A 19,927-nucleotide genomic window follows, 5' to 3' on the forward strand; every position below is an offset into this window, starting at 1 on the left:
TCTATTCCGCTATTAATGCATACAGCCTATCTGCTAGGCAGTCACTTTTTTTTTTCCACGCCCAACGCTCGATTCCGTGCACGCCCTCGGTCGAGTGGCTTCGAGAAGATGTAGAGGAGCCGGGGGCGGGGGCGTGCGGGCGCCGGTGGCCGAGTCGGCTCCCGCGCCCGCACGCCCCGGCCCGACTCCAGGTCCCCGGCCCGCGACGCCGGGTCCCAAGCCGGCGCCGCGTACACCGCGCGTCGGTAACAACCCGTTCTCCTCGGCGCAGCCGGTCGAGCGGGCGATTCCCCGGCCGCAGGCACCCCGACCGGGCGCACCGCGACCCGGCGGCGGTCCCCGACCCGGCGGCGCCTCGCCGGGCAACATGCCGCCCCGTCCTCCCGGCGGAGCGCCAGGCCGTCCGCGGCCGGGCGGCGGTCCGCGTCCGGCAGCCGGTGGTCGTGGCCCCGGCGGCGGCGCAGGTGGCGGGGGTCGTCCCGGCGGTGGCGGCGGCGGCGGTAACTACCGCACCGGCGGACCCGGCGGCGGCGGACCTGGCGGCGGTGGCGCACCCGCAGGAGGCGGCGGCTATCGCGGTCGTCCCGGCGGCGGCGGCGGTCGTCCCGGTCAGCGTGGCGGCGCGGCAGGGGCGTTCGGTCGTCCCGGCGGCGCGCCCAAGCGCGGCCGCAAGTCAAAGCGGGCGAAACGCGCCGAGTACGAGAACATGCAGGCGCCCGTCGTGGGCGGCGTGCGGTTGCCGCACGGCAATGGCGAGACCGTCCGGTTGGCGCGAGGCGCGTCGCTGTCCGACTTCGCCGAGAAGATCGACGCCAACCCTGCTGCTCTTGTGCAGGCGCTGTTCAACCTCGGCGAAATGGTCACGGCCACCCAGTCGGTCGGCGACGAGACGCTGGAACTGCTCGGCGGCGAAATGAACTACGTCGTGCAGGTCGTGTCCCCGGAGGACGAGGACCGCGAACTGCTGCAGTCCTTCGATCTCACCTACGGCGAGGACGAAGGCGGCGAGGACGACCTCGAGTTCCGTCCGCCCGTGGTCACCGTCATGGGTCACGTCGACCACGGCAAGACCCGACTGCTGGACACCATCCGCCAGGCCAACGTCCGCGAGGAAGAGGCAGGCGGCATCACCCAGCACATCGGTGCCTACCAGGTCGCTGTCGCTTTCGACGGCGGCGAGCGGCTCATCACCTTCATCGACACCCCGGGCCACGAGGCGTTCACCGCCATGCGTGCCCGTGGCGCGAAGGCCACCGATATCGCGATCCTGGTGGTCGCCGCCGACGACGGCGTCATGCCGCAGACGGTGGAGGCCATCAACCACGCGCAGGCGGCAGATGTGCCGATCGTGGTTGCGGTCAACAAGATCGACAAGGAAGGTGCCGATCCGTCGAAGATCCGTGGGCAGCTGACCGAATACGGTTTGGTGCCAGAGGAATTCGGCGGCGACACCATGTTCGTCGATATCTCGGCAAAGCAGGGCACCAACATCGCGGCGCTGGAAGAGGCGGTCCTGCTGACCGCCGATGCCGCCCTCGATCTGCGGGCCAACCCGGACATGGAAGCCCAAGGTGTGGCCATCGAGGCGCATCTGGACCGCGGTCGCGGACCGGTGGCGACCGTGCTCATTTCGCGGGGCACCCTGCGGGTCGGCGACTCGGTCGTCGCGGGCGATGCCTACGGGCGCGTCCGCCGCATGGTCGACGAGCACGGCGAGGACGTCGAGGAGGCACTGCCGTCGCGACCGGTGCAGGTCATCGGCTTCACGTCGGTGCCTGGCGCCGGTGACAACCTCCTCGTCGTCGACGAGGACCGCATCGCGCGCCAGATCGCCGACCGTCGCAGCGCCCGCAAGCGCAACGCGCTGGCGGCCCGCAGCCGCAAGCGGATCAGCCTCGAGGATCTGGATTCGGCGCTGAAGGAAACCAGCCAGCTGAACCTGATCCTGAAGGGCGACAACGCGGGCACCGTGGAGGCGCTCGAGGAAGCCCTGATGGGCATCCAGGTCGACGACGAGGTGGAACTGCGCGTCATCGACCGAGGTGTCGGCGGCATCACCGAAACCAACGTCAACCTGGCGTCGGCGTCGGATGCTGTGATCATCGGCTTCAACGTCCGCGCCGAGGGCAAGGCCACCGAGTTGGCCAACCGCGACGGTGTCGAGATCCGCTACTACTCGGTGATCTACCAGGCCATCGATGAGATCGAGAGCGCGCTCAAGGGCATGCTCAAGCCGGTCTACGAGGAGAAGGAACTGGGCAGGGCGGAGATCCGTGCGATCTTCCGGTCGTCCAAGGTCGGCAACATCGCAGGCTGCCTTGTCACCTCCGGCGTCATCCGCCGCAACTCGAAGGCACGGCTGCTGCGCGACAGCGTCGTCGTCGCCGAGACCATGACGGTGTCCTCGCTTCGTAGGGAGAAGGACGACGTCACCGAGGTGCGCGACGGCTACGAGTGCGGTCTGACGCTGACGTACTCCGACATCAAAGAGGGCGACATCATCGAGACGTACGAACTCGTGGAGAAGGAGCGGACCTAGTGGTCGATGTGGGCCGGGCCCGCCGGCTCTCCAAACGCATCGGCACCGTCGTCGCCTCGGCGATCGAGTTCGAAATCAAGGATCCCCCGTTGGCCTTCGTGACCATTACGGACACGAAGGTGACGGGTGACCTGCACGACGCCACGGTGTACTACACGGTGCGGGGCACGACGTTGCAGGACGAACCTGATTACGCTGCGGCCGCGGCGGCGCTGGAGCGAGCCAAAGGCACGCTGCGCAGCAGGGTCGGGGCGGCGACCGGCGTGCGCTTCACCCCGACGCTGGCGTTCGTTCTCGACAAGGTGCCAGAGACCTCTGCACACATGGAGGAGCTGCTCGCCAAGGCACGCGCCGCAGATGAGGATTTGGCGAGAGTTCGGCAGGGTGCCAAACACGCAGGCGATGCCGACCCGTATCGTCAGGAGGACCGGGGAGAGGGTGCCAGCGGGGAGCTGGACGACGAGCAGGACGCTGAGGACACCGTTGACCGCGATTGACCCGAAGACCGACGCAGACTTGGTGGGTCAGCGCGTCGATGCCAACGGTGCGGTCGAGCTCCTGAGTGGCGCGGGCTCCATCAGCGTCGTCTGCCACGTCTATCCCGACGCCGACACCGTCGGCGCAGGCCTGGCGCTGGCGTTGGTTCTCGACCATGCAGGCAAAGACGTCGAGGTGAGCTTCGCGGAACCGGCGGGCCTGCCCGAATCCCTGCAGTCCCTGCCCGGCGGTCACCTGCTGATTCCCCCGAACGACATGCGTCGCGACGCCGACCTGGTGGTCACCGTCGACATCCCCAGCATCAACCGGCTCGGGTCGCTGCGGGAGTTGGCCGAACCGGGTCGCGAGGTGCTGGTGATCGATCACCACGCCTCCAATCAGCTGTTCGGCAGCGCCAACTTCGTCGATCCGTCCGCCGACTCGACCACGATGCTGGTCGCAGAGCTGCTCGACGCGTGGGGCAAGCCGATCGAAACCGGCGTCGCGCACTGTCTCTACGCCGGACTGACCACCGACACCGGATCGTTCCGCTGGGCCAGCGCACGCGCCCACAAGCTGGCTGCCCGACTGGTCGAGTTGGGCGTGGACAACGCCACGATCAGCCGCACCCTGCTCGATACGCATCCGTTCGCATGGCTGCCGATGCTGTCGCGCGTGCTTGCTTCCGCGCAGCTGCTGCCCGATGCCGCCGAAGGACGCGGTCTCGTGTATGCCGTTGTGGGACACCAGGAATGGGCCGACGCGCGACCCGAGGAAGTCGAGAGCATCGTCGACATCGTGCGCACCACCCAGCAGGCCGAAGTGGCGGCGGTGTTCAAGGAGATCGAGATCGGCCACTGGTCGGTGTCGATGCGGGCCAAGTCGATGGATCTCGCCACGATCGCCAGCGCGTTCGGCGGTGGCGGACACCCGCATGCGGCAGGCTATTCGACGACCGGCTCGGCCGACGACGTTGTCCAGGCGCTCTACGTTGCCCTTGGCTGACGGACGTCGGCGGCGCATTGGCTGAACCGGCAGGCGATTTCCCGATTGCGCCCGCGACCGGTCGGCGCATCGCCGGGCTGGCGCTGCCCGCACTTGGCGTGCTGGCCGCCGAGCCCATCTATCTGCTTTTCGACCTGGCGGTCGTCGGTCGGCTTGGCGCCATCAGCCTGGCGGGGCTTGCCATCGGCGGGCTGATCCTGAGCACGCTGAGCTCGCAGATGACATTTCTGTCCTACGGCACCACCGCGCGCTCGGCACGCTTCTTCGGCGCAGGCGATCGTGAGACGGCGGTCGGCGAGGGCGTGCAGGCCACCTGGCTCGCGGTCGGGCTGGGCACGCTGATCGTGGTGATCGTCCAGGCGGCGGCGGTGCCGTTGGTATCGGCTCTCTCGGCGGGCGGTGGCATCGCCGACGCGGCGCTGCCGTGGGTGCGGATCGCGATCTTCGGCGTGCCGGCCATCCTGATCTCTGCGGCAGGCAACGGCTGGATGCGCGGCGTGCAGGACACCGCAAGGCCGCTGCGCTACGTCGTCACCGGGTTTGCGGTATCGGCCGTGCTGTGCCCGGTGCTGGTGTACGGCTGGCTGGGCATGCCGCGCCTCGAGCTGGCGGGGTCGGCGGTCGCCAACCTGGTCGGCCAGTGGCTGGCCGCGCTGATGTTCTGTCGCGCGCTTCTGGTGGAACGGGTGCCGCTGCGGGTACAGCCGACGGTGCTGCGCGCTCAGGTGGTCATGGGCCGTGATCTGCTGCTGCGGACGCTGGCGTTTCAGGCGTGCTTCGTCTCGGCGGGAGCCGTCGCCGCCCGGTTCGGCGCGGCCGCCGTCGCCGCCCACCAGGTGGTGCTGCAACTGTGGAGTTTCCTTGCGCTGGTGCTTGATTCGCTGGCGATCGCGGCACAGTCGCTGGTGGGTGCGGCGCTCGGCGCCGGTGAGTTGGCGCACGCGAGGTCGGTGGCGTGGCGGGTGACGATCTTCTCCGCCGTCGCTTCCGCGGTGCTGGCGGGTGTGTTCGCCCTCGGTGCGTCGGTGTTTCCGGGCGTGTTCACCGACGACCGCTCCGTGCTGGCCGCGATCGGGGTGCCGTGGTGGTTCATGGTCGCCCAATTACCGGTCGCTGGAATAGTTTTCGCTCTCGACGGTGTGTTGCTCGGTGCCGGTGACGCGAAGTTCATGCGCAATGCCACCTTGATCAGCGCGCTGGTCGGTTTCCTTCCGTTGATCTGGCTGTCGCTGATTTTCGGCTGGGGTCTGCTCGGCATCTGGACGGGCCTGAGCACCTTCATGGTGCTGAGGCTCGTCTTCGTCGGCTGGCGCGCGTTCTCCGGCCGCTGGCTGGTGGCGGGTACGGCCTAAATATCGTTGTTGTTGCCGTCGTCGCCGGAATCTCCGTCGGATCCGCTGCTGCTGCCAGAACCGCCGTCGCCGCCGCTGCCGCCCGTGTTGGTCTTGCCATCGACGGCGTCGCCACCGTTTCCGCCGCGACCGCCGTTCCCGTTCAGAGGACCGCTGTCGCCACCGTTTCCGCCGTTTCCGCCGGTGAGGTGGTCGGGGCTGGGAGAGGGGTTGTTGCCAAGGGGTAGCGCTGTGTCGCCACCGTCCCCGCCGCGACCACCGTTGCCTCCGCCGGTGCCGCCGTTTCCGCCGTTACCGCCCGTGGCGTCCCCGAAGTAAGCCCCTGCGATGCCGCCGTCGCCACCGCCGCCGCCGGCACCCGAACTACTCGGGCCGCCGTTGCCGCCGTTGCCGCCCTCGGCATCGGTGAGGGGCCAGTCGCCTGCGCCTCCGAAGGCGAATCCACCACCACCGGCTCCGCCTTCGCCACCGTCCCCAGAGCTGCCTGCGCCGCCGTCGCCACCCTGTCCGCCAAAGCCATTCCCGCCACCTGCTGCGGCGCCACCACTGCCGCCGTCGCCTCCGCTAGGCCCGTTACCGCCGTCGCCACCGTCGCCACCGACGGAGTGGGCGAACCCGCCCCCGGCGGGGCCGATGTTGCTTGCGTGGCCGCCGGCCCCGCCGTCGCCGGCGGTTCCGCTCGCTGAGTCGCCGCCGTCGCCACCGTCGCCGCCGGTTTGGGTAGCGCCGAACTTGGTGCTGTACCCGCTGCCTCCTTCGCCGCCGTCGCCCGCGGTGCCGGAGGCTGAGTTGCCACCGTCACCGCCGTCGCCGCCAATGGCATTCCCCGCCCATGAATGGGCCTCACCCCCGGCTCCGCCGGTGCCGCCGCTGCCCCACAGGAGTCCGCCGTTGCCGCCGTTTCCGCCGTCGGCCGCGACCGCATCGGCACCGAAACCATGTGGAGTGGCGTAGTTGTCTGCCGATCCGCCATAACCGCCTCCGCCGCCGTGTCCGATGGCGCCTGCGTTGCCGCCGTTGCCACCGGCGGTGGCGGGGGAGATGAGCGCACCCGTCTTCTGATTGAAAACCGCGTCGGCGCCGTTGCCACCTTTTCCGCCGTTGCTGAACAGAATTCCTGCGTTCCCGCCGTTTCCGCCGGGTGTGCCGTTGTTACCGATGCCGCCGTTTCCGCCGTTGCCGTAGAAGAACCCGCCGTCGCCGCCGTCCTGGCCCTCGCCGCCGTCGGCGCCGTTGCCGATGAAAAGGCCGCCGTCCTGGCCGGGCAGCACCCCGTCACCGACGAGCAGCCCGCCGGGACCGACAAGGCCCAGGAACGCACCGGTCGGCGAGAACAAGCCCAAAGTTGTTGCGTCACCAAGCGACCCGCGCGTCGAGGAAGTCGACAGTCCGCCGCCCACCGCCGGTGGCGTCGAGCGAGCCAACGTCGTCGGTGCAAAGAACAGGTCTCTGAGCGGCACAGTGTCTGGGCCACCCAACGCCGGGGCGGTGTCTGGACCGCCGAGCGCCGGGGCGGTGTCCGGGCCGCCGAGACCTGATGCGACCGGGGCGATGAAATAACCGCCGGCAAGAACCCGGCTGCCCGTCGACTCGAGCGCAGGCACTCTCGGCCAGCTCGCCTTCGCGTACAAGCTGTTCGGCGTAGCGATCGTGTTCGACACCGGTGTCGCCGGGGAACCGGCGATCACCGGCGTGGGCGCGCCGACAGATGCTGGTGTCGGAATACCCGCATATGCGTTGGAAGCCGTCGTCGCGACGACCACCGCGCAGACTGCACAGGGTATGAGCTTGCGGACAGATGTGGAATTCACGATGTGCTCCCTGGGTGAGGTCCCGGCCCCGTCGGCCGGTCGTACAGGTAGGAGCTGCCACACACCGTCATCTGGACACTTTTGTGGCGGCCGCCGCGAATCGGTGCGTGCCAATCCAATGCCCGCGCCAGACACCTTTGCGGCGTGCTCAATTACCGTTGTCAGGAACAGGTTTCGTCCTCAACGCGTGCTTCTCAGCAGGAATGCCCCGAAGTTTTTGTCCAGCAGGATCTTTGGCGTCTAGTCGCCGCTGCCCGGATCACCATTGTCGCCGTCGTCACCACTGATGCTGCCGGAGCCGCCGGAACCGCCGTCGCCGCCGCTGTTGCTGTCACCGCCGGATGCATCGCCGCCGTTTCCGCCGCGGCCGCCGTTGCCGTTCAAACCGCCGCTGTTGCCGCCGTTACCGCCGTTGCCGCCGGCGAGGTCATCGGGGCTGGCCGCAGGGTCCGGGCAGCATGCGGGCTGCGCGTCGCCGCCGTCTCCGCCGCGGCCGCCGCTCGCGCCGCCACCGGTCCCGCCGTTTCCGCCGTCACCGCCGGTGGCGTCACCGTCGTAGGCGCCTGCCGGGCCGCCGTCTCCGCCGCCGCCGCCGAAGCCGCTGTATCCGTTGCCGCCGTGGCCGCCGTCACCACCGTCACCACCGGTGCCGGTGGTCCCGCCTGGGAAAATGTCGGCGCCTCCCATCGTGACACCGGCGCCGCCTCCGCCGCCGCGGCCACCCGCCTCGGAGTTCCCCGCGCCGCCCTGCCCGCCGTCGCCACCGACTGCGTTGCCTGCAGTCCATGCAGAGCCGCCGAGGCCGCCGTCGCCGCCGGCGGGCCCGTTGCCGCCGTTGCCGCCGTCGCCGCCCTGGCCGTCAGCGAGCCCGAAGCCGCCGAACGGGGAGTAAGTACCGCCAAATCCGCCGCCACCGCCGTCACCGGCGGTGCCCGTCGATGAGTCGCCGCCGTCGCCGCCATCGCCGCCGGTGCTCTGAGTCTGGTCGGCCATAGCGCCCGACGCGCCGCCATAGCCACCATCGCCCGCGGTGCCTGTCGATGAGTCGCCACCGTCGCCGCCGTCACCGCCGGTGGCGTTCGTAGTGTCTGAGAACGCATATCCGCCGTTGCCGCCTTCGCCGCCGTTGCCAAGAAGCAGTCCGCCGTTGCCGCCGTCGCCGCCGTCGCCTGCGATGGCGTCAGCTGCGGCCCCTCGCTCGGCAAGGCCAGAGTTGTCGGCGTTGCCGCCAGTGCCGCCCTCGCCACCGTGGCCGAAGAGCCCGGCATTCCCGCCGTCGCCGCCCGCGGTGGCGGGGGAGATCAGCGCGCCCGTCGTCGGGTCGAATTCGGCGTCGGCGCCGGCGCCGCCCTTCCCGCCGTTGCTGAAGGAGAAGATGCTGCTGTTGCCGCCATTGCCGCCGGGCTTTTGGGATCCGCCGGGTCCGCCGTTTCCGCCGTTGCCGTAGAAGAACCCGCCGTCGCCGCCGTCCTGGCCCTCGCCGCCGTCGGCGCCGTTGCCGATCAACAGGCCGCCGTCCTGGCCGGGCAGCACCCCGTCGCCGACAAGGAGGCCGCCGGGTCCGACCAAACCGAGGAAAGCTCCTGTCGGCGAGAACAATCCGAAACTGGTCGTGTCGCGTGCGGGAGATGCCAGCTGCGAGCCGACGCCCGATTCGGACCTGCCGTTGGTCGGTGACGTCGGGCGCGCAAGAGTGGTGAGGGCGAACGACTGGCGCGTATTGGACATCGACGTGCCGCTGATCGCCACCGACGTATCGGGGCCGCCGAGTGTATCGGTTCCGCCGAGACCCGTCGCCACCGGCGCGACGTAGAACCCTCCTGGCAGGGGCCGAATGCCATTGGGCGCAGGCGGGGCAGGCATCTCGACGACGTTCCCGTACAACGTGTTCGGGGTGACAAGTGCTGCTGACACCACACGGGCCGACGACGTGGCTACGCGCGGAATCGGCCGCTCAGTGTCTACGGCACGAGCATCCGCCGTGGTGACGGCGACTGCACAGACGGTGCCGGCGATGAGCTTCTTGCTGGTGTTCACGATGGGCTCCCTTGGCTGTTGTCCCAGCTGTGATCAGCCGGTCATTAGTTAGGAGCACGTTTGCCACCGATTTCGGACAGTTTTTATTCTGTTGGCGCACAGATGGTTTCGAGGCAAGCTATAGCGGTCGCGGCTTGCCACGCAGAGGGTCGATCACCAGGTTCGACGGTCCGGTGAGCGTGCCTCCGCCAGGTGGCGGTGGAAGGCGGCGGTGGCGGTTCCGGCGGCGACACGGGTGGGTCGGGTATCGCAGGCTCGTCGACCACCGGGGGTGGTTCAGGCGGGGGAGCCTGCGTTGGCGTCTGCACCACGGCGCGGTCGCCAGCCGCGCAGGCAAGCGCCAACTCCGCGTCGGTGCCGTAGGGCCCTGCGACATCCCAATCAGCGGCCGCTGTCATGGTCATGGCTTGCCGAGCGAGTTGAATCGGCTACTGGGCACCTGTCGGTGCGGCCCGTCGTCCTTCTTCGTATTCGGCATGTTCACGTTGAACCTGCTGCCCAGTACCGGCTTCAGCTCATTTGTTGTCGGCTTCTGCAGTGCGGGATCGAGAATCGGGGCCTCTATCACCACGTTGTTGGGGACCGACTCGTCGGGGATCTGCACCACGTCGATGTTCGGCGGATCGAAGACGGGCGGCTCTGGCTTCGGCGGCTCAGGAGCAGGCGCCTGCGGTTTCGGCTTCTCGCCGAGCGGCGGGATGAAGACGTCGACGACGACCGGCGGTGCGAGCACCGGCGGTGCGGCAGGTGCCGCGGCGACCTCTTCGTTCGTTTTCGACTCTGCAGCAACCGGATTCGGTGTGGTCTGCGGCAGCTGCTTCGGTGTCGGGGCCTGCGTGGCCGCGGGTGTCTGCGGTGCCTTCGGGCTGCCCTGTGTGCCGGCTTGCCCGGGCAACTGTGATGTCGAAACCCCGAACCCGGGCACCACGACCGACGGCGGAGCCACCGGCTTGTAGCCGAACAACACGGCGCCGAGCGTGGCACCTCCGATGATTCCGGCCGCCAACGCGGCGAACAGCTTCGCGCGTGACGCGGCAGGGCCGCGATCTTGGCCGTTGTCGACAGCCGCGGAATCGTCGTCGATGTCATCCATCGGGCTGGATGCCCAGGCTTCGGCGACCGTGTATGCGCCGGGATCGTCGTATAACGGCGCCGCGATCGTCTCGGTGCCGAACTCGGTGTCATATGTGGTGGTCATGATGTCCTCCGGTGAGGTTGTCGCGGCCCTGGTCGAACCGCTGTCACAGGTAGGAGGGCCGAGAGGCGGCTTTTGAGACACTTTTTCTGGTGCGGGTTTCAGCCGGTGATCGGCGTCGGCGCGACCATCGCCAGGCCACCGATTTCGACGTCGATCGTGGTGACCTCGGCCGGCGGCGCCGCGTAGAAACCCCACAGCTGCACCGACTCGCCGGCCAACAGCAGATGCGAACCGGTCGACTCGAATTGGCCGGTGGGTGGGCCGGCGAGAATGCTGAAGCCTTCGAGCAGCTCTCCGCCGGTGGTGCAGACACTCGACCGAAGCATCCCGGTCCTGTCGGCCACGGTAATGCCGGTGGAGCGGTCGATGGGGTTGGTGAGGCCGCTCTCCTGGGGGACCTCGATCGCCGTCGACGTCGGATTCGTCAGGGTCACGGTGGTGAGCAGATGTCCGCCGATTCGTTTGGCGCTGTCGACCCGTGCCGTCGCGCCCTTGGCGGCGAGGTCGTCGGTCAACGGTCGCGCTTCGAGCTGCGGTGGCCCGGCGGCGGTCATGTCGCCGGTGCGGATCTCCACCCGGCGGTTTTGCGCGCGGCCGTCGGGATTGTCACTGCCGTCGGTATTGGTGTTGGGCGCCACCGGCCGGGATTCGCCGAAACCGACTGCGTTGAAAGTAGATCCGCCGCCCAGTCTCTCCTGCAGGGCCGCCTGCACCGACGCCGCCCGCGCCTCCGACAGCAACTGATTGGAAGGATCGTCGCCGACGGCGTCGGTGTGTCCCTCGATCGTGATCGTGCCCTCGGCCGACCCGATCTGGTCCTCGACGTCGTCAAGGGCGGCTTGGGCAGCCGGTGTGAGTTCCGACTTGCCGAATTCGAACAGCACGTCGCTGGGTAGTTTGATCACCACCGGCGTATCCGAGCTCTCGCCTTCGGCGCCTTCGCTTGTACACATGAGCGTGTTTACGTAGGACTGGTCACTCCGAGGGCCGGTGAGGACCGGGTCGTCGACGAGTGCGGTGGAACCCGTCGGTTGGATCGGCACCTCGACGGGTAGCAGAACGTCGGTCATGAACCAGAGCTTCGTGGCATCCGGCGGCGGCGCGGTGAACACCGCGGTGATGGTGGCAGCCGAACCGGGTGCGATCTCTTCGTACTGGTTCTCGCTGACCCGGCCGTCGAAGCCGGCTTTCTTCTGGACGTCGTAGGCCGTCGCACGTGGTATGTCCACCAGCTTGAAGTCGCGCTCGATCAAACCCATACCGAGGTCGTACGGCTCCACCGTTTCCTTTGTTCCGTTGAACAGCTCGAACTGAAGCGCAATATCCTGTTCGCCCAGTCGCACCAGTCGAATATCGCGGCCCTCCAACGGAAACGCCGTCGACGCGGGTCTGGCGACGACGCCGCCGCCGCGGGATTTACCGGACGTCTCAGGCGCGGGATCGGACGCTGTCGGCGAGGCCGGATGCGACGAGATCACCGTTGCGGTGTGCCCGCCGGTCGTGCAGCCGGCAACGGTGACGACGGCGATCAGCGCCGCCGCGGCCTTGATCTGAAACATGCGCCACTCCATTTCGAATATGCGCAGCCCGGATTGAGCGCGCTCACAGGTAGGAGCACCGACCGCGCGCATTGCGGACAGTTTTCGAGACGGCAGTTGTGGTCGCCGGCGATGCACGCAAGGATCAACGCGATGAATTCGCCAAGGGCACTCGTGTACTTCGGCGCCGCGCTGGCGCTGGCGGGCGCGGCCCCGATGGGGCAGTCAGCGGCCCAGCCCGAAACCGTGGGGACCGCCGTCAATGTGGTCATCCACGCGTCGTTCGAACAGACCTCGGATGCCGACCAGTGCGTCGGGGCCGGGGCGCTTGCGGCTGTTCGCCGAGGTTCGTCGGTGATCCTCTTGGAAGGATCGGTTTCGCCCGATGCCCCCAAGGTCGCCGTCGGCCAATTTTTTCGCTCGAGACTCAACGACGGCATATGTCAGGTCTTGTACATCACGAGCGCGCCCGTGATGGGAAGCTTCAATGTTCAGTTCGTCGGCCCGGACGGCGGTCTCAGTTCAGTGTTCGGCCCGAACCCGGCCGAGCCGGTCACCGACCAGCCGGGCATCCAGCAGGTGGTTCACATCGACGTCGGCTTCGCACCGCAACCCTAGTCAGCGGCGCGCGCGATGACCCCCCAGCCGAACTCGTTGACACGGACATTCACGTCGACGAACCCGGCGGCGGCCAGCCGGTCGGGCAGGGAGGCGGGGTCGACGGGGTTGTAGGTGTCGTCCTCGTGGTGGGCCTTGAGCTCCTCGCTGCCAAGGCTGTCGCTGGCGACGAGCGGGGCGCCGGGCCGAAGCACGCGGGCGACTTCGGCGAACAGTTGATCCTGCAATGCGATCGTCGGAACGTGGTGCAGCATGGTGAAACACGCGGCGCCGGAGAACCTGTCGTCGGCGTAGGACAGGGACGTCGCGTCGCCGTTGACGATCTCGACCGAGGGGACGTCGGCGTACCGGTCGGTCAGCATCGCCGCCAGCTCCTCGTCGATTTCCACCGAGGTGAGCCGCGGCACCGCCCGGCTGAGCACGTCGGTGGTGGCGCCGTAGCCCGGCCCGACCTCGAGTACGTCGTCGCCGAGGTCGGTGTCGCGCAGCGCCCACGGCAGGATCACCTCGCGGATCACCTGCCGCCACTCGTCGCCGCCGCACTTCTCATGCGCCTTGTTCACATCGGCAGCCTAGGCGCGGTCAGCGCACTTGTGAACGGCCCCTCTGGATCACGGCATCGCGGTTGGCGGCGATGTCGTCGCCGCTGGCGGTGCTCATCCACTGCCGCGCCGACGCCGCCTCGATCCAAAGCCCTTCGTTGGTCTGCGCGTCGTCGATGCGGTGATAGGAGGCAAGCAGTGCGCGCACGGCCTTCTGGTTGTTGCCGGCGATCGATGCGGCGACCCGCCGCGCGGTCGGCAACAGCTCGTCGTGTGGGACCACTTCGGTGACCAGCCCGGCCCGCAGCCCATGGGCAGCGCTGAGGTAGTCGCCGGTCAGGCTCATCCGGCGGGCCATCCCAACCCCGACCTTCTGCGGCAGCCGCACCGACAGTCCCCAGGTCGGTAGCAGCCCGACCCTGGCGTGGGTGTCGGCGAACCGGGCCTGTTCGGAGGCGATCAGGATGTCGCAGTACAGCGCCAACTCGAGCCCGCCGGTGACGGCTGCGCCGTTGATGGCGCCGATCACCGGCTTCGTCATCGGCGGCCACTTCGGTGAGATGTCGGGCAGCTCGGTGGTGTCTCCGAGCTCCTTGAGGTCGAGACCGGCGCAGAACACCGGATCGGCACCGGTCAGGATGACCACGTCGACGGCGTCGTCGGCCTCCGCATCGCGCAGCGCGGCGAAGAACTGTTTGCGCAGCGCAGAGGACAGTGCGTTGCGCGACTTCGGCCGGTTCAGCGTCAAGGTGCGAACCCGGTCGGCGGTCTCGATCAGCAGCACATCGTCATCCGTCATCGCCTGAACCTATCGTGGACGCATGTGCCGAAACATCACCGAGCTCCGCGGCCTCGAACCGGCGGCGACCGCCGAGGAGATCGAGGCGGCGTCGCGCCAGTACGTCCGAAAGGTCAGCGGTGTCACGCGGCCGACGGCGGCCAACGCCGAAGCCTTCGAGGCCGCCGTCGCCGAGGTCACCGCGACCACGACACGGCTGCTGTCCTCGTTGCCGCCACGTAAGCAGCCGCCGAAGACCGTGCCGCCGCTGCGGCGTCCAGAGGTTCGGGCCCGAATAGCGGCCAGGGCCGCCGGCATCGGGTGACCGCGAAGGCGCTCACCCAACCCGCGCTCAAAGAGTGGAGCGCGGCGGTGCTTGCGATGCTCGATGGCCGCCAGACCGTGCTGCTGCGCAAGGGCGGAATTCACGAGAAGAGGTTCACCCTCGACTCGCCACACTTCCTGTTCTTCCCGACGGTCGCCCACAGCCACGCGCAGCGGGTACGCGCCGAGCATCGCGGACTGCTTGCAGCCGCAGCCGCTGACAGCACCGAGGCCGAGATCGTATTGCGGGCAGGTGCGAAAGTTGTTGCCGCCGTTGAGGTCAACCGTCCCGAAGGGCTGGACGACATCGCGCCACTGCACATCTGGACGGCCGAGTCGGTACGTGCCGACCGGTTGGACTTCCGGCCCAGACACAAGCTGACGGTGCTGGTGGTTCAGGTTAGCCCGCTTGCCGAACCGGAACCAGTGCCGCGGATGCCGGCATACGCCGGGTGCACCAGCTGGGTGCCGCTGCCGGTCAATCCGATGTGGTCGACGCCGGTGCACGACGACGTGACGCTGCGTGATATCGCTGCGCGCGTGCGTGATTCAGTGGGGTGACGGCGGTGCGCCCGCGGGCAGCCGCAGGCGCGACGCGCCGTCCCCGACGTGCACGCTGTGGGTGGCAGGCCGCAGCGCCCTGCCGGTGAGCAGTGGCTCGCCGGTGCCGAGGTTGCGGGCGAAGCGTGGATGCGATCCGCCCGCGACCAGTACCCGGATGCGTGAGCCCGCGCGGAACCTGTGCGCGACGGCGTCCAGTTCGATGGTGATCGTGCCGGAATCGCCTGTGGCACGGCGGTATCCGTCGCTGACGTTGCGGGATCTGCCCTTCGAGTCGACCTCACTGACCCGGACGAACAGGTCGTTGTGCGGGTTGTCGCACGAATGGGAGAGCTCGAGGACGGGGTTGCCGACGACATGGACGTCCTGCGGAAGCGCGTCGCCGGTGAAGGTCGCCACATCGGAGCGCTCTGCGAGCTTGTCGTCCCTACGGTAGCCGCCAACGGGGGAGAGCAGGCGACCGCCGACGGTCGGCGTCGGGTCCGCGGGGTCGTAGGTGAACGTCGACGCGGGTGCGGTGTCGGGTGGCACCGCATCCCCGAGACGGCCGCCCGGTTGCAGGTACCGCACCTGTTCGGGCATCGCGGGCGGCCATTCTTCGAGATCGAGCCAGCCGCCGTGGTTGACGTGGATGCGCACGGGGCTGCGCTTGGCGCCGCCGTTACCTGCCAGGTGCGAGTCGAGCCAACCCAGCGACTCGCGCAGCACGGTCGGGGCGCCCTTGGTCAGCAGATGTCCGTGGGACCACGAGCCGATGGTGACCGCAACGGGCACGTCTCGTCGGCGCAGCTGGGTGTACTGCTCCAAGGTCTGGTCGATGAACACGTCCTGCCAGCCGGTGAGCAACAGCACGGGGATCTCGGTGCGCTCCAACGCGCTGTGCAGCCGGGTCTGCGCCCAGAACGGGTCGTCGTGCTCAGGGTGTTCGAGCCACGACTCGTACCATGGCGCACCCTCCCCGAGCAGCGCGCGGCCCGCCTCACCGAGGGGCAGGCCTGCCGTCGCGTCCGCCAGCATCCGCTTGGTGCGAACCATCCGCACGACGTTTCTGATCCGGCCGGGGTCTTCTTGGTGAGTGATCGCGTCGTTCCAGCCGAGGAAGTCGTTGAGCCCGAATGACCCTGTGCCCCAGCGCGGTCCGCTGAGGTCATGGGGTCCGACGGTGATGACGGCGGCCGCCATCTCCGGCGGCGGATCGGTCAGAAGCGCCCACTGCGTGAAACCGAGATACGACGCACCCATGGTGGCGAACGACCCGGTGAACCACGGCTGGTCGCGAAGCCATGCCGCGGTGTCGGCACCGTCGGCGATCTCGTGGTCAAACGGGATGAAATCGCCGCCGGAGCCGAACGTGCCGCGAACGCTTTGAATGACGACGTGGTAGCCGCGGGCGGCATAGACGCTGCCGAACAGCGCCGACGCCGGATAGCCGCGTCCGTATGGGGTGCGAACCAGAAGTGTGCCCGCCGGATTCGCCGTCAGGGGGCGGTAGTGATCGGCGACCAATTCGACGCCGTCGCGCATGGGTACCCGCACGCGATGAACCACCTCGTATTCGGTGGTGTGTGGCGGAAGGCCCAAGAGGCGGCCGAGGGTCCGGCCGACGAGGTTGTTGACTGCGGGCACAACAACCGAGGCTACGCAGGCGGCGGATGTCCGTCCTCGACGGCGTCGATGACCTTGGACATCAGCCAGGTGACGGCGCCGGTGGCGGTGGCCCCGTCAACGCCCCAGACCCCGACGAGCCGCTCGTAGCTGGGCAGGTTCCACAGCACATCAAGAAGTCCCGCGGTGACTCGCTTCTCGTCGTCCGACCATCCCGGCGCGGATTCGGTGACGGCGCGCAGCAGCGCAGCACGCCTGCGGGCGTCGACGCCGACGAAGGTCGGGTCGCGCGGCGTGTCGATGGAGTCGCGGACCGAGAACCGTTGCAGTGACGCGAAGACACGGCCGGTCACCTCGCCGAGGTTGTCGAGGTCGACGTCCTCGTAGGAGATCCCCGCCTCGGACTCCAACCGCTGCATGACGGCATCGTGCAGGTGGCGTTCGGTGGGGAAGTGGCGGTAGACCGTGCGCTCGCCGACGCCTGCGCGCTCGGCGACGGACCGGAACGTCAGGTCCCGCCAGTTCCAACTGTCGAAGGCGTGCACGAGTTCGCTGCCCGCGGCGACGATGCGCTCGCGCGTCTGTGCGGCCTTCTCCGCTCGCGCGCTGTTGTCGTAGCGGCGCCGGTTTCCTATTGACGTGTCAACCACAATGGTGACAGTGTACTGTCACGAATTTCGTTGGAGGTGCACTGTGGCATCACCGGCCGAGTTGATGGCTTCCGCCGTCGAGCGAACGGGGCGCGACGACTTCGGTGACGACTCCTTCCGCGAGGGGCTGGAGATCCTCGCGAAGGCGCTGCGCGACGAGGCCCGGCTCAACGACCGCGGCGAGGGATTCATCTACGCCTGGATCGGCGTGCACCTGTGTCAGCGGCTGCAGGTGGAGGACTGGTACCGCCGCCACCCCGAGATCGAAGACGTCGCGATAACCGCCCCGCTGTTCGGGCTCGGCCTGCCCCGCACCGGTTCCACCGCGCTGTCCTTCCTGCTCGCGCAGGACCCGCACGTCCGGTACCTGCGCAGTTGGGAGTCCTCGGAGCCGTGCCCGCCGCCGTCGACCGTGGCAGGCGAAGATCCGCGGATCCCGCCCGAGCAGCGCGCCCTGATGGTCGGCACCAGGCATCACGTGCCCACCGACATCCACGGCCCGATGGAGTGCCTCGATCTGATGGCGCTCGACTTCAAGTCCCAGATCTTCCAGGCGTTCGCCCAAATCCCGACGTACTCCGAGTGGCTCGTCGACAAGGCTGACTTCACGCCGACCTACGCCTACCAGCGGCGTGTGCTCAAACTGCTGGCTTGGGGTGAGCCGACCCGGCCGTGGCGGCTGAAGTCGCCCGCGCACATGCTGGCACTGGATCATCTGGACCGGGTGTTTCCCGACGCCCGTTTCGTGATGACCCATCGCGATCCGACCGACGTGCTGCTCTCGGTTGCCGACGTATATGCCGACATCGCAGGCGGATTCACCGACCACCTCGACCGTCGCTATCTGGGCGAGCTCAACGTCGGCCACTGGTCGGTCGGTGTCGACCGGGCGGTGAAGTTCCGTGACAGTGGCGCCGACCACCGGTTCTTCGACATCGACTTCCGCGCCATGCTGGCCGATCCGATCGGCGAGGTGCGCCGGTTGTACGCGTGGCTCGGCGAACCGGTGGGCGACGAGTTCGATGCCGGGATGCGACGGTGGTGGGCCGAGAACGCCGAGAAGCGCGAGCCGCACAGCCACGCCGACCCAGAAGAGTTCGCGCTGGACCTCGAGGCCATTCGGCCCTTGTTCGCCTCATACGTCGACCACACCCGGCGCTGGATCACCCAGGAAAGGTGAACGCTCACATGGCAATCGACTTGACCGGCGGAATCGACCCGACGCGCGAATACATGTTCGCCGAACGGCCGTCGGACCCCGAGATGCGGGATTCGGTGAGCTTCTGGGTTTTCGACGACCGCGGCCGGGTCGGCCTGCCGCGCGTCGGCATCGAGGCGGTCGCGTCGAACTGGGACCAACACAGCATCCAGGTCAACGTCGCGTTCCCCGACGGCCGGGTGTATCGACTGCGCGACGAAGGCAAAAGCCGGCCAACCGAAGGCCATGACGGCAAGCCGACGGTGTTGGGCGGGGGCCCGCTGGCCTTCGAATGCGTGAAACCGTTCGGCGTCTGGACGATGAGCTTCGACGGCAAGGCCGTCGAGACGTCATCGGCCGACCTCGCCGCGGGCCGCAAGGACGGGCCGCTGGTCGATCTGCGCTTCGAGGTGGAGGCGACGCTCGCCGTGCCCCCGTGGGTGCAGGGCGCACTGCAGGCCGACGCCGCGTCGGCACTGGAGACGTCCGTCGAGGGCGATCTGATGGGTGGCGACCGCTACGAGCAACTGTTCCGCGCGACGGGGTCGGTGCGGGTGGCCGGGCAGGAGCACGCCCTCACCGGCAGCGGCCTGCGGATCCGACGCCAGGGTGTGCGCAGGCTCGAGGGATTCTGGGGGCACTGCTGGCAGTCCGCGCTGTTTCCGAGTGGGCGGGCGTTCGGGTACATCGCCTATCCGCCGCGGCCCGATGGTCGGCCCACATTCAACGAGGGGTATCTGTTCGACCCTGATTCGGCTGGCGACGGCGACCTGATCCCTGCCCGCGTCGTCGAGGCGCCGTGGCTGACGCGGCTGCTTCCGCGCGGTGAGGACGTGTCGGTCGTGCTGGAGACCGCGGCGGGTACCGAGCGGATCGAGGGCGAGACGGTGCTGTCGACGCATGACATCACCGACCCCAGCGAGGTGCCTGCGGAAATGCTCGCCAAGATGGCGAACTGGACGTTTCCGGCACTTCAGCAGGCAGGTGTGCGCTACCGGTGGAGGGGCGAGGAGGCCTACGGCATGCTCGAGCGCTCGAGTCCGATGGACAAGATCACTCGCTAGTGTCCCGCTTCGCGTACTGGTAGTACGGCGCCAGCTCGTGGGCGCGCTGCAGGTTCGTCTGCATGCAGTCGACATCGTCGGCCGTGTAGGTCGGTGCGTAGAACAGGGACTGCTGAATCACTCCCCAGTCCGTCTTGAACGCGATCGCGCAGGTGATCCACCACCGGTTGTTCCAGTCGGTCGGCTTCATCACCCAGAACTGGGCCGCGCGGTGGCCGTCGATGTCGAGCTCGACGGCGTCGGGGGGCAGGCTCTCCTCGTAGGTGCGCCAGACGAACGCCTCCACTGCCATCTGATAGTTCCCTGCGTCGAAATGGCATCGCAGGCTGTCCTCCGGCTCGGGAGGGGTGAACGCCAGGCCGATGCGCTGGATGACATCGAACGGGATGTCCCGGCACGCGTCGAACGGGTCGGGATCGACGGTTTCGATCACCGGCCACTTGATAGTGGTGGTCGCCATCGGCAACGGCGCGGAGGTCGAGCGCAGTTGCACCGGATCGGGCGTCTGCAACGTCATCGGTCCGCCCTGCAGGACCAGAATTACCGCCGTCACCAGCGCACCGAACGCCGTCAACAGCCGGATCCTGGTGGCCATAACACCCCCTTGCGCATCGCCGGCCCCTGCGGGGA

General features: G+C 68.4%; 17 protein-coding genes and 1 pseudogene. 9 read left to right on the forward strand and 9 right to left on the reverse strand.

Going from position 1 to position 19,927, the window contains the following annotated elements:
* Positions 1-148 precede the first annotated feature (148 nt).
* From infB to D6M19_RS15410, 4 genes and pseudogenes are all read left to right on the forward strand, one after another.
* Positions 149-2,539, forward strand: a pseudogene (infB, locus tag D6M19_RS15395) (translation initiation factor IF-2); the annotation flags it as partial.
* On the forward strand, positions 2,539-3,036 hold the full coding sequence (gene rbfA, locus D6M19_RS15400) for a 30S ribosome-binding factor RbfA (protein ID WP_123026110.1): 498 nt from the start codon (positions 2,539-2,541) through the stop codon (positions 3,034-3,036). The pseudogene infB and the gene rbfA, both read left to right, overlap by 1 nt.
* Entirely contained in the window at positions 3,023-4,021 is a 999-nt protein-coding gene (locus D6M19_RS15405; protein WP_164478506.1) for a DHH family phosphoesterase, read from the forward strand. The genes rbfA and D6M19_RS15405 overlap by 14 nt, the downstream gene beginning before the upstream one ends.
* Positions 4,022-4,038: 17 nt before the next feature.
* Complete coding sequence (locus D6M19_RS15410) at positions 4,039-5,373, forward strand: MATE family efflux transporter (RefSeq protein ID WP_123026112.1); 1,335 nt, start codon at positions 4,039-4,041, stop codon at positions 5,371-5,373.
* Here the strand turns inward: D6M19_RS15410 and D6M19_RS35110 are convergent.
* From D6M19_RS35110 to D6M19_RS15435, 4 genes are all read right to left on the reverse strand, one after another.
* Positions 5,370-7,184 (reverse strand): hypothetical protein, encoded by a 1,815-nt coding sequence (locus D6M19_RS35110; RefSeq protein ID WP_164478507.1) that lies wholly within the window; start codon positions 7,182-7,184, stop codon positions 5,370-5,372. The two genes, D6M19_RS15410 and D6M19_RS35110, sit on opposite strands and share 4 nt — an antisense overlap.
* Positions 7,185-7,424: 240 nt before the next feature.
* Entirely contained in the window at positions 7,425-9,221 is a 1,797-nt protein-coding gene (locus D6M19_RS35115; RefSeq protein ID WP_164478508.1) for a hypothetical protein, read from the reverse strand.
* A 400-nt stretch (positions 9,222-9,621) separates the two neighbouring features.
* The gene (locus D6M19_RS15430; RefSeq protein WP_123026114.1) at positions 9,622-10,419 is read right to left on the reverse strand and encodes a hypothetical protein; all 798 of its coding nucleotides are present in this window, start codon (positions 10,417-10,419) and stop codon (positions 9,622-9,624) included.
* A 98-nt stretch (positions 10,420-10,517) separates the two neighbouring features.
* On the reverse strand, positions 10,518-11,978 hold the full coding sequence (locus D6M19_RS15435; RefSeq protein WP_164478509.1) for an OmpA family protein: 1,461 nt from the start codon (positions 11,976-11,978) through the stop codon (positions 10,518-10,520).
* Between the two features lie 132 nt (positions 11,979-12,110).
* Between D6M19_RS15435 and D6M19_RS15440 the strand changes: the two genes are divergently transcribed.
* On the forward strand, positions 12,111-12,575 hold the full coding sequence (locus tag D6M19_RS15440; RefSeq protein WP_234834879.1) for a hypothetical protein: 465 nt from the start codon (positions 12,111-12,113) through the stop codon (positions 12,573-12,575).
* Here D6M19_RS15440 and D6M19_RS15445 read toward each other — a convergent pair.
* The gene (locus D6M19_RS15445) at positions 12,572-13,138 is read right to left on the reverse strand and encodes a class I SAM-dependent methyltransferase (RefSeq protein WP_123026116.1); all 567 of its coding nucleotides are present in this window, start codon (positions 13,136-13,138) and stop codon (positions 12,572-12,574) included. The genes D6M19_RS15440 and D6M19_RS15445 overlap by 4 nt on opposite strands.
* A gap of 19 nt (positions 13,139-13,157) precedes the next feature.
* Positions 13,158-13,916, reverse strand: a complete 759-nt coding sequence (locus D6M19_RS15450; RefSeq protein ID WP_123026117.1) for an enoyl-CoA hydratase — start codon at positions 13,914-13,916, stop codon at positions 13,158-13,160.
* Between the two features lie 22 nt (positions 13,917-13,938).
* Between D6M19_RS15450 and D6M19_RS15455 the strand changes: the two genes are divergently transcribed.
* Positions 13,939-14,220 (forward strand): DUF2277 family protein, encoded by a 282-nt coding sequence (locus tag D6M19_RS15455; protein ID WP_123026118.1) that lies wholly within the window; start codon positions 13,939-13,941, stop codon positions 14,218-14,220.
* A complete protein-coding gene (locus D6M19_RS15460; protein WP_123026119.1) occupies positions 14,217-14,780 on the forward strand; it encodes a DUF1802 family protein in 564 nt (187 codons plus the stop codon). Before D6M19_RS15455 ends, D6M19_RS15460 begins: the two co-directional genes overlap by 4 nt.
* Here the strand turns inward: D6M19_RS15460 and D6M19_RS15465 are convergent.
* Complete coding sequence (locus tag D6M19_RS15465; protein ID WP_234834880.1) at positions 14,769-16,406, reverse strand: CocE/NonD family hydrolase; 1,638 nt, start codon at positions 16,404-16,406, stop codon at positions 14,769-14,771. The genes D6M19_RS15460 and D6M19_RS15465 overlap by 12 nt on opposite strands.
* A gap of 11 nt (positions 16,407-16,417) precedes the next feature.
* Entirely contained in the window at positions 16,418-17,035 is a 618-nt protein-coding gene (locus D6M19_RS15470; protein ID WP_123026120.1) for a TetR/AcrR family transcriptional regulator, read from the reverse strand.
* Positions 17,036-17,078: 43 nt separating this feature from the next.
* Here D6M19_RS15470 and D6M19_RS15475 point away from each other — a divergent pair, with 43 nt between their 5' ends.
* Both D6M19_RS15475 and D6M19_RS15480 read left to right on the forward strand, forming a co-directional pair.
* Positions 17,079-18,215 carry a sulfotransferase family protein gene (locus D6M19_RS15475; RefSeq protein ID WP_123026121.1) on the forward strand — a complete coding sequence of 379 codons (1,137 nt, stop codon included), beginning with the start codon at positions 17,079-17,081 and terminating at the stop codon, positions 18,213-18,215.
* Between the two features lie 8 nt (positions 18,216-18,223).
* Positions 18,224-19,297: a DUF7064 domain-containing protein gene (locus tag D6M19_RS15480; RefSeq protein ID WP_123026282.1), complete on the forward strand. Its 1,074-nt coding sequence runs from the start codon at positions 18,224-18,226 to the stop codon at positions 19,295-19,297.
* On the opposite strand, the gene D6M19_RS15485 is transcribed toward D6M19_RS15480, so the two are convergent.
* Positions 19,287-19,892, reverse strand: coding sequence for a DUF3558 domain-containing protein (locus tag D6M19_RS15485; protein WP_123026122.1), 606 nt, complete (start codon positions 19,890-19,892; stop codon positions 19,287-19,289). The genes D6M19_RS15480 and D6M19_RS15485 overlap by 11 nt on opposite strands.
* Positions 19,893-19,927 lie beyond the last annotated feature (35 nt).

The sequence above is a fragment of the Mycolicibacterium stellerae genome (assembly GCF_003719305.1).
Classification (GTDB): domain Bacteria; phylum Actinomycetota; class Actinomycetes; order Mycobacteriales; family Mycobacteriaceae; genus Mycobacterium; species Mycobacterium stellerae.

Coding starts and splice junctions, on each gene's coding strand:
- D6M19_RS15480 (WP_123026282.1), top strand. CDS start 18,224: ATGGCAATCGACTTGACCGGCGGAATCGACCCGACGCGCGAATACATG.
- D6M19_RS15440 (WP_234834879.1), top strand. CDS start 12,111: ATGAATTCGCCAAGGGCACTCGTGTACTTCGGCGCCGCGCTGGCGCTG.
- D6M19_RS15430 (WP_123026114.1), bottom strand. CDS start 10,419: ATGACCACCACATATGACACCGAGTTCGGCACCGAGACGATCGCGGCG.
- D6M19_RS15485 (WP_123026122.1), bottom strand. CDS start 19,892: ATGGCCACCAGGATCCGGCTGTTGACGGCGTTCGGTGCGCTGGTGACG.
- D6M19_RS15455 (WP_123026118.1), top strand. CDS start 13,939: ATGTGCCGAAACATCACCGAGCTCCGCGGCCTCGAACCGGCGGCGACC.
- D6M19_RS15435 (WP_164478509.1), bottom strand. CDS start 11,978: ATGTTTCAGATCAAGGCCGCGGCGGCGCTGATCGCCGTCGTCACCGTT.
- D6M19_RS15450 (WP_123026117.1), bottom strand. CDS start 13,916: ATGACGGATGACGATGTGCTGCTGATCGAGACCGCCGACCGGGTTCGC.